Annotated in this window: 15 protein-coding genes; 14 read left to right on the plus strand and 1 reads right to left on the minus strand. The window is 29.8% G+C overall.

All coding sequences use genetic code 11. The features are described from left to right. Positions 1 to 46 precede the first annotated feature (46 nt). The 9 genes from radC to N5B56_RS09700 all read left to right on the plus strand — a co-directional run bounded on the left by radC (position 47) and on the right by N5B56_RS09700 (position 8,820). Positions 47 to 730 carry a RadC family protein gene (radC, locus tag N5B56_RS09660; protein WP_260978816.1) on the plus strand — a complete coding sequence of 228 codons (684 nt, stop codon included), beginning with the start codon at positions 47 to 49 and terminating at the stop codon, positions 728 to 730. Positions 731 to 756: 26 nt separating this feature from the next. Beyond that, on the plus strand, positions 757 to 1,788 hold the full coding sequence (locus N5B56_RS09665; protein WP_022089610.1) for a rod shape-determining protein: 1,032 nt from the start codon (positions 757 to 759) through the stop codon (positions 1,786 to 1,788). Positions 1,789 to 1,805: 17 nt separating this feature from the next. After that, positions 1,806 to 2,654, plus strand: coding sequence for a rod shape-determining protein MreC (mreC, locus tag N5B56_RS09670; RefSeq protein WP_022089609.1), 849 nt, complete (start codon positions 1,806 to 1,808; stop codon positions 2,652 to 2,654). A gap of 12 nt (positions 2,655 to 2,666) precedes the next feature. Further along, positions 2,667 to 3,200: a rod shape-determining protein MreD gene (gene mreD / locus N5B56_RS09675; RefSeq protein WP_022089608.1), complete on the plus strand. Its 534-nt coding sequence runs from the start codon at positions 2,667 to 2,669 to the stop codon at positions 3,198 to 3,200. Beyond that, positions 3,190 to 6,015: a penicillin-binding transpeptidase domain-containing protein gene (locus tag N5B56_RS09680; RefSeq protein WP_260978817.1), complete on the plus strand. Its 2,826-nt coding sequence runs from the start codon at positions 3,190 to 3,192 to the stop codon at positions 6,013 to 6,015. Before mreD ends, N5B56_RS09680 begins: the two co-directional genes overlap by 11 nt. A 134-nt stretch (positions 6,016 to 6,149) precedes the next feature. Next, positions 6,150 to 6,947, plus strand: a complete 798-nt coding sequence (gene minD / locus N5B56_RS09685; protein WP_022089606.1) for a septum site-determining protein MinD — start codon at positions 6,150 to 6,152, stop codon at positions 6,945 to 6,947. Continuing rightward, positions 6,940 to 7,194: a cell division topological specificity factor MinE gene (gene minE / locus N5B56_RS09690; RefSeq protein WP_022089605.1), complete on the plus strand. Its 255-nt coding sequence runs from the start codon at positions 6,940 to 6,942 to the stop codon at positions 7,192 to 7,194. The genes minD and minE overlap by 8 nt, the downstream gene beginning before the upstream one ends. A 53-nt stretch (positions 7,195 to 7,247) precedes the next feature. Continuing rightward, complete coding sequence (locus N5B56_RS09695; protein WP_022089604.1) at positions 7,248 to 8,408, plus strand: FtsW/RodA/SpoVE family cell cycle protein; 1,161 nt, start codon at positions 7,248 to 7,250, stop codon at positions 8,406 to 8,408. Between the two features lie 13 nt (positions 8,409 to 8,421). Beyond that, positions 8,422 to 8,820 (plus strand): methylglyoxal synthase, encoded by a 399-nt coding sequence (locus N5B56_RS09700; protein WP_022089603.1) that lies wholly within the window; start codon positions 8,422 to 8,424, stop codon positions 8,818 to 8,820. Positions 8,821 to 8,953: 133 nt separating this feature from the next. On the opposite strand, the gene N5B56_RS09705 is transcribed toward N5B56_RS09700, so the two are convergent. Next, complete coding sequence (locus N5B56_RS09705; protein ID WP_022089602.1) at positions 8,954 to 9,169, minus strand: DUF378 domain-containing protein; 216 nt, start codon at positions 9,167 to 9,169, stop codon at positions 8,954 to 8,956. Between the two features lie 194 nt (positions 9,170 to 9,363). On the opposite strand from N5B56_RS09705, the gene N5B56_RS09710 reads away from it, so the two are divergent. The 5 genes from N5B56_RS09710 (at position 9,364) to aroB (ending at position 14,126) form a co-directional block, all read left to right on the plus strand. Then, positions 9,364 to 10,752 carry a biotin/lipoyl attachment domain-containing protein gene (locus N5B56_RS09710; RefSeq protein WP_022089601.1) on the plus strand — a complete coding sequence of 463 codons (1,389 nt, stop codon included), beginning with the start codon at positions 9,364 to 9,366 and terminating at the stop codon, positions 10,750 to 10,752. Positions 10,753 to 10,769: 17 nt separating this feature from the next. After that, on the plus strand, positions 10,770 to 11,462 hold the full coding sequence (locus N5B56_RS09715) for a YggS family pyridoxal phosphate-dependent enzyme (RefSeq protein ID WP_022089600.1): 693 nt from the start codon (positions 10,770 to 10,772) through the stop codon (positions 11,460 to 11,462). A gap of 27 nt (positions 11,463 to 11,489) precedes the next feature. After that, complete coding sequence (locus tag N5B56_RS09720) at positions 11,490 to 12,068, plus strand: cell division protein SepF (protein WP_260978818.1); 579 nt, start codon at positions 11,490 to 11,492, stop codon at positions 12,066 to 12,068. A 29-nt stretch (positions 12,069 to 12,097) separates the two neighbouring features. Further along, a complete protein-coding gene (locus N5B56_RS09725) occupies positions 12,098 to 12,853 on the plus strand; it encodes a YlmH family RNA-binding protein (protein ID WP_022089598.1) in 756 nt (251 codons plus the stop codon). A gap of 166 nt (positions 12,854 to 13,019) precedes the next feature. Beyond that, positions 13,020 to 14,126, plus strand: coding sequence for a 3-dehydroquinate synthase (gene aroB / locus N5B56_RS09730; protein ID WP_260978819.1), 1,107 nt, complete (start codon positions 13,020 to 13,022; stop codon positions 14,124 to 14,126). The last annotated feature ends 19 nt before the right edge of the window (positions 14,127 to 14,145 follow it).

Below are 14,145 nucleotides of genomic sequence, written 5' to 3' on the forward strand. Positions count from 1 at the left end.
TTTGATACCTTTATTTGTACTTGGAGAGATGAATGGAGGTATTTATATGAACAAAATTGCTGACATGCCTGTTAATGAAAGACCTTATGAAAAATGCATTAAAAAAGGTCCGGCCTTTTTAAGTGATGAAGAATTATTAGCAGTTATTCTAAGAACAGGAAACAGAGAATTAAATTCTATGGAACTGGCAAGAACAATAATAACAAAAGAAAATAAGACAGATATTTTATCAATTATGCATTATACATTTGAAGAATTGACAAGCTTTAAGGGAATTGGAACTGTAAAAGCAATTCAGATTATGTGTATAGGAGAACTTTCCAAAAGAATAGCATGTACGAAAGCAATTCATAAGCTTGATTTTTCAAGACCTGACACAATTGCAAGATACTATATGGAAAGCATGCGCCATAAAGAAAAAGAAGAATTAGTCGTTGCATATTTAGACACAAAATGTCAAATGATAAAAGATATGATGATAACATCAGGAACAATAAACCAGTCTCTATTTTCAATAAGGGAAATATTTGTTCAGGCATTAAGACTTAATGCGGTTAATATCGTAATTGTACATAATCATCCAAGCGGGAACAGCGAACCTAGTAAAGATGATATTATTTCTACGAAAAAAATATATGAAGCCGGACAGTTAATTGGTATAACTGTTCTCGATCATATTATTATAGGAGACAAATCGTTTACCAGCTTAAATGCATTAGGAATTATATAAATCAAATTAATTGGAAGGACAATAAAATGAGTCAGAATGTTTATGGAATTGACATTGGAACAAGTAATTTAAAGATTTTCAATGGACAAACTAAAACTATAATAAATGAAAAAAATATAATAGCAATTCGAAATAAAAAGGACGTTTTTGCAATTGGAAATGGAGCTTTTGAAATGTATGAGAAAGCTCCTGATAATATTGTTGTAAGTTTTCCTATCAAGGATGGAGTAATTGCAGATATTAAAAACATGAAAAGTCTTATAGAAAAGATGTTTATTAAATTAAATTATCCTAAAATTGTAAGAGGTGGACGATTCTGCATTGCCGTTCCTTCTGATATAACTGAAGTTGAAAAAAGAGCTTTTTATGATGTTATTAACGACTCAAGTATTAAAGCAAAAGAAATAAAGATAGTAGAAAAACCTATTGCAGATGCAGTTGGTCTTGGTATTGATATTGACAGTGCTAAAGGAAACATGATTGTAAACATCGGTGCCGATACAACTGAAATTACAGTTACATCACTTGGTGGAATTGTAATTAGCAGAATTGTAAAAATTGGCGGAAACAAACTTGACGAAATAATTTGTAATATTGTAAAAAGAAAATATAATATTATGATTGGCATGAAAACAGCAGAGCAAATAAAAATCAATCTTGCAAATGCAATTTATGATGAAGAATCAGATGATAATTATGAAATGTGTAATGTATTTGGGAGAAACATTATTACAGGACTTCCTTGTGAAAGAACGGTTACATCTGATTTAATATATGAAGCAATAAAAGAAGTATTATCGTCTATTATTGATTCAATAAAACAGTTACTTGAACGTACACCACCTGAATTATCTTCTGATATAATTGACACCGGAATATATCTTACAGGTGGTTCAGCGCAGATTACAAATTTAAGTAAACTAATAGAAATGGAAACAGATTTAAAGGTAAATGTTGTTAGAAACCCCGGTGAATCAGTTGTAAGAGGAATTTCAAAAATTATATCTGATTCAAAATACAGAAAGTTGTTATATACACCAAGCGAAAATAAATACTAAGAGGTAGGTAAAAAGAAATGAAAAGACCTTCTAAGTTTATAAATATAAATACAAAAGTTTTAATATTTGTTCTAACTGTATTTTGCGTGTTTAGCATAATTTTGTCATCTATATTTTCAAATTATTCTAAACCTGCAAAAATAGTTTCCGGTGCAATTGTTGTTCCTCTTCAGGATGGAATGAATGGCATTGGTAAATGGTTTACTAATAAAGCAGATTACTTTAATTCAGTAAAAAAACTTACAAAGAAAAATAAAGAATTAGAAAGTCAGGTTAACGAATTAACAGAAGAAAACAGTTTGTTAGCTCAAAATAAATATGAACTTGAAAGACTTCGTGATTTATATCAGTTAGATCAGGACTATTCAAGTTACGAAAAAATTGCAGCCAATGTAATTGGAAAAGACTCCGGAAACTGGTTTGATATCTTTACAATTAATAAAGGTTCAAAAGACGGAATAAAAAAAGATATGAATGTAATAAGCGGTGGTGGACTTGTTGGAATTGTTACTGACGTCGGTAAAGATTATGCAAAAGTTAGAGCTATAATTGATGATGAAAGTAGTGTAAGTGTTTCGTTTGCCAACACAAGTGATACCGGAATTGTAAGTGGAGATTTAAAGCTTATGGATGATGGTGTTATGAATGTAACAGAAGTACTAAAAGATGCTAAGGTTACAGAAGGCGATATGGTAGTCACATCAAAAATATCAGACAAATTTGTTCCGGGAATATTAGTCGGTTATGTAACAAATATTAAATTAGATTCGAGTGAATTGACACAGTCAGGACAAATAATTCCTGTTGTAGATTTTAAACATATAGACGAAGTATTGGTAATTACTCAGTTAAAGGATGATATGTAAAGGAGAAAAAGCATGAAAGAGAAAATAAGAAATTTCATAATATTTGCGGCAGTGATTCTCGTTGCCTTTTTGCTACAAAACGCATTTTCTCTTGCATTGCCTCAGGAAGTCTCTACACCTAATCTTCTTCTGATAGTTGTATGTTTTTTTGGACTTATGTGTGGAAGCAACAAAGGAATAGCCATTGGATTTGCATGTGGTTTACTTGTTGATGTTTTCTATGGTGACGTAATAGGATTTAACGCTTTAATTTACATGTATTGCGGATTATTTAGTGGAATCTTTAGAAGATGGTTTTATAGTGAAATCATTATTATGCCATTGCTTTTAGTTTTTATAAATGATTTTATGTTTAACACAGTTTACTATGGATTCAGATTGCTTTTAAGAAATAAGTTAGACTATCCATATTATTTTGAAAAGATAATTTTACCTGAAATGATAATTACAACATTTTGTGCTTTAATTGTATATAAATTGTTTTATTTATTAAATGAAAAGGTAATTTCTAAAGAACAAAGGAGTGCATTAAGTTTTGATAAGTGATTTTTTCTACACGATTTATAACATAATAAAATCAAGAATATTTATTGTCGGTGCGGTATTAACAGTTCTTTTTGGAGTTGTTCTTTTTAGATTATTTGATTTACAGATAATTAACGAGAGTTACTATATGAATACTTATGTACAGCAGGCTGAAAAGACGGTTTACACGCCAGGTACAAGAGGTAATATTTATGATACAAATGGTGAATTATTAGCTTATAATGAATTAAGCTATGCCGTTACATTTGAAGATAAAATTGACAGCTCCGATGAAAAAAACGGAATATTAAATGAAATTGTATATAATGCAATAACAATAATTGAAAAATATGGTGATAAAGTATCTTATGATTTCCCAATTGTAATTAACAGCGATGGCAATTATGAGTTTAATTTTACATCAGATGCATCAAGAACCTTATTTATGACTAATTTATTTGGTAAAAAGATGAAAAAAGGTAATGTTGACTATTCTAATGCCTCAGCTGCAGAAGTCATGGACTATTGTGTAAATTCCTTCTTTGATTTAGAGGGTGATTACGATATGGAAATGACTTTAAAAATTATTGCAATAAGATATAACATATTCCAAAATTCATACCAGAAGTATGTTGCAACAACTATTGCAACAAATATTTCAAAAGAAACAATGACAGCGATTTATGAAAATGAAGCAATTCTTACAGGTGTATCAGTTGCTGAAACAACAATCAGAAGATATGTTGATAGTGAATATTTTGCTCCACTGATAGGATATACCGGTAAAATTTCCGAAAGCGAATTACAGGAATACAATGACAATGGTGGTGATTATATTTCTAGCGACTATGTTGGTAAATCAGGTATTGAATCCGCTATGGAAGATACATTGCAGGGTGTACGTGGAGAAAAGAAAATATTCGTAGATTCTACAGGTAAAGTGTTAAGTACAGTTTCATCAACTGATTCTTCTGTTGGAAAAGATGTAACCTTAACAATTGATAAGAAATTACAGATTGCCACATATAAAATGCTTGAGAAAAAAATTGCTTCAGTCTTAATTTCTCAGATTGTTAACAGGGATGTTTCAGATAAAGAACAGGAAGATTCCGATGTGCATCCTATTGCAGCAAAAACTGTATATTTTCAGTTAATAAATAATAATGTTTTAAGCATAAAAGATTTAAAAAAGAAACGAACAAATAATGAAGCAAAAGTTTATACTAAATATTCTGATGCCCTAAAGGTTGTAAAGAGTCGATTGAAGAAACAATTAGAATCTGATAAGGGCGAAGTATATAATGATTCATCAGACGAATATAAAGAGTATTATGATTATATTTTTGATGAATTAAAATCTGATAATGTATTAATTTCTTCATCTTTAGATAGTTCTGATGCAACTTATAAAAAATATATAGCTGGAGATATCAGTATTAATGAATTTATCAAATATGCTATATCCAAAAGCTGGATTAATATATCAGCATTACAAATTGATAATCAATATATTACTTCAGATGAAACATATAAAGTAATAGTAAATTATATTTTAGATTTCATAGATAATAATGCATCATTTAGTAAATTAATATTCAAATATAAAATTAATGATGGAACAATAAACGGTTGTGAAATATGTATGTTATTATACGATCAGGGCGTATTAGAAAAAGACCGTGATTGGTATAACAAATTATCAACATACACATCAACGGAATCTTATAATTTTATTATTAGTCAGATTAAAAAATTAAATATTACACCGGCACAGATTGCTTTGGATCCATGTTCAGGCTCTGTTGTTGTTACTAATCCAAATAACGGTAAAGTGTTAGCTATGGTAACTTATCCAAGTTATGATAATAATATGCTTTCCGGTTCAGTAGACGCTGATTATTGGGCTAAACTTGTAGATGATTTATCTTCACCGCTTTATAACAGAGCTACTCAGGGGTTATCAGCTCCGGGTTCAACATTTAAGATGGTAACTGCAATGACAGCATTGGAAAATAATACAATAACAAGATATAGAACTATCGTTGATAAAGGTGAGTTTGATAAAATATCGCCACATCCAAAATGTTGGATATATCCTTCAGCACATGGTAGCTTGAATGTAATGCAGGCTATTGCTCAATCATGTAATGGATTTTTCTATGAAGTAGGTTATGAATTGGGAACAACTTCATCAGGTAAATATGATAGTGCTACAGGACTTAAAAAACTTGAAGTATATGCGAAAGAATTAGGTTTAGACATGAAATCAGGTGTAGAAATAACAGAAAGCGACCCTAAATTTTCAACAGAATCAGCTGTCCATTCAGCCATTGGCCAGGGTAGTCATTCATATGCGCCTGTACAACTTGCAAGATATATATCCACATTAGCTAACGGTGGTAAAAATTACGAACTAACTTTAGTTGATAAAATAACTGATTCATCAGGAAATGTAATTAAGAAAAATAAAGCAAAATTATCAAATACTGTAAACGCATCAAGTGAAACATGGGATATTATTCATACCGGAATGCGAATGGTTATTACAGAAGGAACTATAGAAAAATCTTTCAAGGATACAGACATAGCGTTTGCCGGTAAAACAGGTACTGCTGAAGAAAATTCAAAAAGAAACGCACATTCATTGTTTGTAGCATATGCTCCATATAACAAACCTAAAGTGGCAATTTCAGCAGTTATTCCGTTTGGTAACTCTTCACATGATTCTGCTGAAGTAGCAAAGGACGTTGTAAGATATTATCTTGGAGAATTAACGGATGATGATGTAAATAAAGATGTTGAAAGTTCTTCTTCAACAAGTGCCGTTAGAGATTAATTTAGTTAGAAAGCTAATATGGCTTTACTATATATAACAAAAGACTTCTTAATATACAAAAGAGTAATATATACAAAATATTACACTTAACATATGATTACTAAAATAAATATAAGTATATTGAGGAGGATTTTATGGGAGAAGTAATAGTAATAACTTCCGGAAAAGGGGGAGTAGGCAAAACTACCGTTACTGCAAACCTGAGCGTTTCCCTTTCATTATTAGGGAAAAAAGTTATAGCTATAGACACAGATATAGGGCTTAGAAATCTGGATGTAGTAATGGGCTTAGAAAACAGCATTGTTTACAATATTGTTGATGTGATTGAAGGGAACTGTCGCTTGAAGCAGGCTATAATAAGGGATAAAAGATTTAGAAATCTTTATTTGCTTCCAAGCGCTCAGAGCAAGGATAAGTCTTGCATTAACCAATATCAGATGATTAATCTTACAAATGAATTAAAACAAAAGTTTGACTATGTATTAATTGATTGTCCAGCAGGAATTGAGCAGGGATTTAAAAATGCTATTGCAGGTGCTACAAGAGCCATTATTGTGACTACTCCGGAAGTATCAGCAATTAGGGATGCTGACAGAGTGTCCTGTCTCTTAGATAAAGCAGGACTATATCCTATCAATTTAATTGTAAATAAAATACGAAATGATTTAGTGAAAAAAGGCGATATGATGTCAACTGATGATGTCACAGAGATACTTAGTCTTGATTTAATTGGCATGATTCATGATGATACAGATATTGTTATATCGACTAACAGAGGAGAACCTCTTGCAGGGGCAAATTCATATTCATCTAAAATTTTTATGAATATTGCTAAAAGAATAGATGGTGAAGAAGTACCAATGTTGAATCATAAGAATAGAAAATTTAATTTCTTTAAAAAGTATTTAACAGGAGGTTTTCAAAATGTTTAGACTAAATTATTTTAGATTCAGGAAAAGAAAACGTTCAGGAAAAATTGCTCATGACAGACTGAAAATTCTTTTAGTTTCTGACAGGGCGGGATGTTCACCTGAAACAATGGAACTTATTAAAAATGATATTTTAAATGTTATTTCAAAATATGTTGAAATTGATAAAGAAAACTGTAAAATACAAATAGAAAAAGATAAAAAGCCTTATCTTTTTGCAAACATACCTATAAAAGAAGTTAAGGTTTAATATATTTACTTAGTTATGCTCAAAGAAAATGGGCATTAGGAGGCAAAATATCAATGGCAAGAAGAAAGAAAAAAACGCTGTCGAAATTAAAAGAATATAAATTTAGCAATATAAATTTTAGATTACTACTTTATGTAGTATGTCTGACTGTTATTGGAATACTTGCGATAGGTAGTGCTACTAGCGGTGGAACAGAACAGAAAAAACAGATTTTAGGATTTGTAATGGGAATTATTATTTTAATAATTTTAAGTTTAGTAAGTTATAAATTTGTTTTTAAATTTTACTGGCTTGCATACATATTTAACTTGGTATTGCTTGTTTATGTTAAATTAAATGGAGATGTAAATAAAGGTGCAGGACGTTGGATTGATTTAAAGTTTATGCAGTTTCAGCCTTCGGAATTATCAAAGATAATTTTAATATTATTTTTAGCTGCTTATCTTTATAAGCATAGAAATACCATAAATACCTTTAGAACAATAGCTTCTACATGTGCATTAGCAGGATTACCAATAGCTCTCATAGTAGTTCAGCCGGATTTATCAACAACAATAGTTATTTTTATTACATTTTGTGTTATAATGTTTTTATCTGGGATTAGTTACAAGATTGTAACAACTGTGTTAATTATTGCTATACCTTTAGCAAGTGTATTTGTTTACGTGGGGATAAACGATCCTAATAGCGGTATTTTACAAGGATATCAGTTAAAAAGAATTGTTGGTTTTTATAGCAAAGATTCAACTGACCCTGACATTATAGATACAAGACGACAGCAGGAGAACTCATTACTTGCAATTGGTTCCGGCGGTCTTACAGGAAAAGGCCTAAATAACAATACAGTAACCAGTGTAAAGAACGGTAACTTATTATCAGAAAGTCATACTGATTTTATATTTGCAATTATAGGTGAAGAACTGGGATTTGCAGGAAGTGCGGCAGTTGTTATCTTGTTGCTACTTATAGTTGTTGAATGTTTTCTAACGGGAGCCAGGGCGAAAGATTTAAGTGGAAAACTGTTTTGCTTTGGACTTGGATCGTTGATTGGATTCCAATCGCTTGTTAATTTGTCAGTAGCGACATGTATGTTGCCTAATACCGGCTTAACGTTACCATTCGTTAGTTATGGATTGTCATCCCTAATCAGTATGTATATTGGTATTGGGATTGTAATAAATGTAGGATTACAGCGGAAAAAAGATTTATACTAGGAGGAGTAAATATATGAATATTGGTTTTATAGCACACGATTCAAAAAAACATTTAATGCAGAATTTCTGCATTGCGTACAGGGGTATTCTATCAAAGCATGAACTTTATGCGACAGGTACTACAGGCAGATTAATAGAGGAAGCAGCTAATTTAAATGTTCATAAATTTTTAGCTGGACATTTAGGTGGTGAACAACAGATGTGTGCCATGATTGAGCAGAATCAGATGGACTTAGTTATATTTTTAAGAGATCCATTAAATCCTAAATCTCATGAACCGGATATTCATAAAGCAATACGTTTATGTGATATGCACAATATTCCTCTAGCTTCAAATGTAGCTACTGCCGAATTACTTATAAAATCACTTGAACACGGAGATTTAGAATGGCGTGAAGCTTATAATGCATAAAAAAATACCGGAATATAGTTATACTAATTAGATTAGTTGACTATTTCCGGTATTTTTTATTAATTATTTTATTTCTAAATTAAGAATTACTAAATTGTAAATGCCATAAAAGAATACAATTCAGATAAAGTTTTTAATGGTTTTCACCAAGAGAATAAACTCTTCCATATAGACTGATTAAGTACAAACCACATAATCCGATTATTGCATAAATAATTCTTGAAAGCCAACTCATATCGCCAAATAAAAATGCAACTAAATCAAATTTAAAGAAACCTATAAGTCCCCAGTTTATTGCTCCAATTATAACTAATGTCAGCACTGTATAATCAAATCCTTTTGAATTCATATAATCACCTCCTGTGCTTTATATATGATATTTTTTACAAAAAATGAAATAATATAAATGGTAATTATTTCATTGACTAGAATTGAAAAATGATAGATAATATAAGATAGTGCCTGATGATTTGAATTAGGCAGATTTAACATTTGTTTAATAGATAATTTTAAATTATCTAATACATAATTAAGGTGAATAAGATGGCAAAAAAGCAAAAACGAGTAATAAGATATAAATCTTACACACGTATTAATCCGGGTATTATAATTTTTGGCATTATATTTATATATATAGCAATCAGCTTATTTAAATACATTACAACAGACAGAATTAATTATTATGAAGTAGTCGAGGGAACTTCATCCGATGAAACATATAAATCCTATAAAGGGATTGCATTACGTAAAGAAAGTGTTGTTAATGCTGATTCTTCCGGATATGTTGATTATTATGTTCGTGAAGGTGCACGAATATCTTTAAATACAACTTTATATAGTATGGATGCAGACGGAACAATTAATAAACTGTTATCTGAAATGTCTGAAAAAGATACTACCCTTACAGACGATGATATTACAAAATTAAAAGATAAAATATATACTTTTACAAATAACTATGATGATATGGATTTTAATGAAGTATATAATTTTAAAAATAATGTTCAGGGAACAGTTGCTGACCTGATTAACATGAATGCATTAGATTCATTGATTAAAAATAATTCAGATTCTCAATTTTCGATAAATAAGGCACGTAATACAGGAATTGTACTTTATAGATTTGATGGATATGAAAATAAAAAGGCTAAAGAACTTACAATGGATGACTTTAGAGCTAAAAACTATTCTTCACAGCTTGTTAATTCAGGCGATTATGTTGAAGCAAATGAGCCTATCTATAAATCTATTACTGATGATGAATGGAGTATCGTAGTTCCATTTACCAAAAATGAAGTAAAAAAATATAAAGATACAGTAGGTGTAAAAATTAAATTTAATAAAGATAATATAACCACTACAGCCAATATTAAAATTGTAAAGGGTGCAGATGGTAATAATTACGGAGTAATTACATTAGCAAAGTATGTTGTAAGATATGCAACAGACAGATTTGTAAATATTCAGATTATTGATAATATAACAACAGGATTAAAAATTCCAAAAATATCAATTGCTTCTAAGAATTTATACATAATTCCAAAGGATTATGCCACAAAATCTAATGACGATACAGACATTGGATTTAGAAAACAGGTTGTTAAAGATGGCAAAATTGATAGTGATGTAACATATCCTACTATTTCATATTCAGATGATGATAATTATTATGTATCTACTGATGAATTTGAAAAAGGTGATGTACTCATCAAGGATGATTCTGTTGAGACATATACTATTGGAGCTGAACAGACAAGACAAGGTGTTTACAACATAAACAACGGATACACTGTTTTTGTTCAGGTAACCATATTAGGCGAAACAGATGAATATTACATTGTTGAATCGGGCGAAAAATATGGTTTAAGTGTGTATGACCATATCGTCTTAGATAGTAGCAAAGTAAAAGAAAATCAAATTATATTTCAATAAATAAAGGAGTGATTTTAATGATACAGGAAAATATTAAACTTGTAGAAGAAAACATTAAAAAGGCTTGTGAAAAAGTAGGAAGAGACGTAAATGAAGTAACTTTAATAGCTGTCAGCAAAACTAAACCTTATACTGCAATAGAAGAGGCATTGCCAACAGGTGTTAAAGATTACGGAGAAAATAAAGTTCAGGAACTTTGTGACAAATATGAAATATTGCCAAAAGATATCAAATGGCACATGATTGGTCATTTACAAAGAAATAAAGTTAAATATCTTGTAGGAAAGGCTTCTCTTATCCATTCTGTTGATTCAATAAGATTAGCAGAACAGATTGAAAAAGAATATGCAAAAGCTGATGAAATTGCGAATATATTAATTGAAGTAAATATGGCACAGGAAGAAAGTAAATTCGGAATAACATCTGAAGAAACTGAACAATTAGTTAGAGAAATAGCTAAATTTCCACACATAAGAATTAAAGGATTAATGACAATTGCTCCATATACTGATAATCCTGAATCAAATAGAGTATATTTTAGAAATATGAAGAAATTATCGGTTGACATAGAAAATAAAAACATTGATAATGTTAGTATGAGTGTCTTGTCGATGGGGATGACAGGAGACTATCAGGTAGCCGTTGAAGAAGGTGCAACTCTAGTCAGAGTCGGTACCGGAATATTTGGTGAAAGAAATTATAATATTTAAAATATAAATCAAAGTTAGGAGATTAAAATGAGTTTTATAGATAAAGTGTCGAACATATTAAGAATGGATTATAATCAGGATGATTACGATGATTATGACGAAGATTTCGATGATGATTTCGACGAAGATGAAGAAGAGACAAGACAGCCTGAACGTGTAAGTCGTACATCTTATAGAGACAAATACGAAGATGAAGACGATGAACTTTCATATAGCAAACGTTCAAGCCACGCTAAATCTTCATCCAGAAGTTCATTTATGAGCAAATCATCTAATAAAAACGCAAGAAATGTCGTTCCGATGAGAAGTTCAGGATTAGAAGTTTGCGTAATTAAGCCATCGGGTTATGATGAAACAAAAGAAATAATAGACACATTGCTTCAGGGAAAAGCTGTAATCGTTAATTTAGAAGGCGTTAAATTAGATTTAGCTCAGCGTATTGTTGATACAGTTTATGGTGCAAGCTATTCTATAGGCGGTAAATTACAAAAAATAACAGGATACATTTACATCGTGACACCTTCAAATGTTGATCTTTCAGGTGATTTCCATGATGCAATATCAAGTTCATATAATAACATGAGATCAACTTCAATGTATAAGTAGAATTATATTCGACATTTAAGGACAGACTGATGAACAAAGAAGATAATTATGTTAAAAACCGATTATTAGATCTTGCAGATATTACTTATTCAAAAAATATCTATGCATATTCTGATTTTCTAAATTTAAATGAAATAAATATTTTTAATACAATAACAAATCAATTACCTCCAGTTAATTACTATTTGACTGGAGGCAATGTTTATGCAGAAAGAAAAATTGTAGTCTTTAAACCAATTGAAGTCTATTATGAAGAAGATGTCCCAATCACTCTTTTAAAAATCGAACCACTCAATAAAAAATACGCAGATACATTAAATCATAGAGATTATTTAGGGGCAATATTAAATTTGGGAATTGACAGAAGTAAGATTGGCGATATTTTTATAGGTGAAAATGTAGCATATATATATGTTATTACAGGAATTTCTGACTATATAATCAATAATTTTACAAAAGTAAAACATACTCTTATTTCATGTAAGATTGCTTATGATGAAATTGAAAATGTCAGACCAAATCTTAAAGAAATAAAAGGAACTATCGGTAACATACGATTAGACAGTATAATTTCTTTAGCATTTAATAAATCAAGAAGCAGTATTGTTTCATATATTGAAGAGAAAAAAGTATTCGTAAACGGAAAAATTATTACTTCAAATGGATATTCAATTAAAGAAAATGATATTATTTCAGTCAGAGGTCTTGGCAGAGTTATTTACAACAGACAGATAAGTGTTACTAAAAAAGGAAAAAATCTAGTATCAGTTTCGATATACTGTTAAATAAACAAGCTACAATCATTATTGTAGATACTGAAAATTAAGATGCTTGTTGTTATATAGTTATTATTTCAACAAGTAATATAGCAGACAAAAAGAAAGGGCACTGTAAATTAAATTAGATTTACGCAAATTAAATAAATATTTATTTAATTATAAGGAGAAAAATATGGAAGTATCAATTAACACAAACGCAATGAAAGTAAATTATGAGCAAAAGCCTTGTTATGATATTGTATTTTCAAAAGATTTCAATTTATTAAATGATGAAATCCAGCAATTAAATATAAGTAACAAACGAATTTGTATAGTTACAGAATCAAATGTTGGTCCTTTATATGCAAATGAAGTTAAAGATATTTTTATGAGTAATTCAAAAGAAGTAATTATTTTTGAATTTACAGCAGGTGAAGCTCATAAGAATTTGGATACAATTTCTGAATTATATACTGTTTTAATTGAAAATAAATTTGACAGAAATGATATGCTTGTTGCTTTAGGTGGTGGTGTTGTAGGAGACATGACAGGATATGCTGCAGCAACTTATTTAAGAGGAATAGATTTTATTCAAATTCCAACTTCTTTATTAGCACAGGTAGATTCAAGTATTGGTGGAAAAACAGGTGTAGATTATAAGGCTTACAAAAACATGATAGGAGCCTTCTACCAGCCTAAACTTGTATATATGAATCTTAGTACATTAAACTCATTACCTAATCGCGAATATTATTCAGGAATGGGCGAAATAGTTAAACACGGATTAATAAAAGATTCTGATTATTTCTACTGGTTAAAAGAGAATTATCAAAAGATTTTAGATAGAGACTATGACACTTTGTTTACTATGATTTACAATAGTTGTAATGTAAAAAGAAAAGTAGTGGAAGAAGATCCTAAAGAAAAAGGAGATAGAGCCTTACTTAATTTTGGACATACAATTGGTCATGCAGTTGAAAAATTAAAAAATTTCACATTACTTCATGGGGAATGTGTTTCAATTGGTATTGTATCAGCTGCATACATTTCTTTGGTTAAAAATTATATAAATAACACTGAATTTAATGATATATGTGATACATTAAAATTATTTAAATTACCTGTTACTACATCAGATATTAACGCTAATGATGTTGTTGAAGCCACTTTAAATGATAAAAAAATGGATTCAGGTGTAATTAAGTTCATCGTTTTAAAAGAAATTGGTAATGCTTCAATTGATAGAACTATAGACCATGACTTATTAATTTATAGCTGTGAAAAAATAATTAAAAAGTAAGTTTTAGAAAGGATTATAA

It is taken from the genome of Eubacterium album (assembly GCF_025336545.1).
GTDB lineage: Bacteria > Bacillota > Clostridia > Lachnospirales > Lachnospiraceae > Eubacterium_U > Eubacterium_U album.

What these genes read in the sequence shown, in the direction of transcription:
- N5B56_RS09700 (WP_022089603.1), top strand. Translation starts at nt 8,422, where the DNA reads ATGAATATTGGTTTTATAGCACACGATTCAAAAAAACATTTAATGCAG.
- N5B56_RS09695 (WP_022089604.1), top strand. Translation starts at nt 7,248, where the DNA reads ATGGCAAGAAGAAAGAAAAAAACGCTGTCGAAATTAAAAGAATATAAA.
- minD (WP_022089606.1), top strand. Translation starts at nt 6,150, where the DNA reads ATGGGAGAAGTAATAGTAATAACTTCCGGAAAAGGGGGAGTAGGCAAA.
- N5B56_RS09720 (WP_260978818.1), top strand. Translation starts at nt 11,490, where the DNA reads ATGAGTTTTATAGATAAAGTGTCGAACATATTAAGAATGGATTATAAT.
- mreD (WP_022089608.1), top strand. Translation starts at nt 2,667, where the DNA reads ATGAAAGAGAAAATAAGAAATTTCATAATATTTGCGGCAGTGATTCTC.
- minE (WP_022089605.1), top strand. Translation starts at nt 6,940, where the DNA reads ATGTTTAGACTAAATTATTTTAGATTCAGGAAAAGAAAACGTTCAGGA.
- N5B56_RS09705 (WP_022089602.1), bottom strand. Translation starts at nt 9,169, where the DNA reads ATGAATTCAAAAGGATTTGATTATACAGTGCTGACATTAGTTATAATT.
- aroB (WP_260978819.1), top strand. Translation starts at nt 13,020, where the DNA reads ATGGAAGTATCAATTAACACAAACGCAATGAAAGTAAATTATGAGCAA.
- N5B56_RS09715 (WP_022089600.1), top strand. Translation starts at nt 10,770, where the DNA reads ATGATACAGGAAAATATTAAACTTGTAGAAGAAAACATTAAAAAGGCT.
- N5B56_RS09710 (WP_022089601.1), top strand. Translation starts at nt 9,364, where the DNA reads ATGGCAAAAAAGCAAAAACGAGTAATAAGATATAAATCTTACACACGT.
- mreC (WP_022089609.1), top strand. Translation starts at nt 1,806, where the DNA reads ATGAAAAGACCTTCTAAGTTTATAAATATAAATACAAAAGTTTTAATA.
- radC (WP_260978816.1), top strand. Translation starts at nt 47, where the DNA reads ATGAACAAAATTGCTGACATGCCTGTTAATGAAAGACCTTATGAAAAA.
- N5B56_RS09665 (WP_022089610.1), top strand. Translation starts at nt 757, where the DNA reads ATGAGTCAGAATGTTTATGGAATTGACATTGGAACAAGTAATTTAAAG.
- N5B56_RS09725 (WP_022089598.1), top strand. Translation starts at nt 12,098, where the DNA reads ATGAACAAAGAAGATAATTATGTTAAAAACCGATTATTAGATCTTGCA.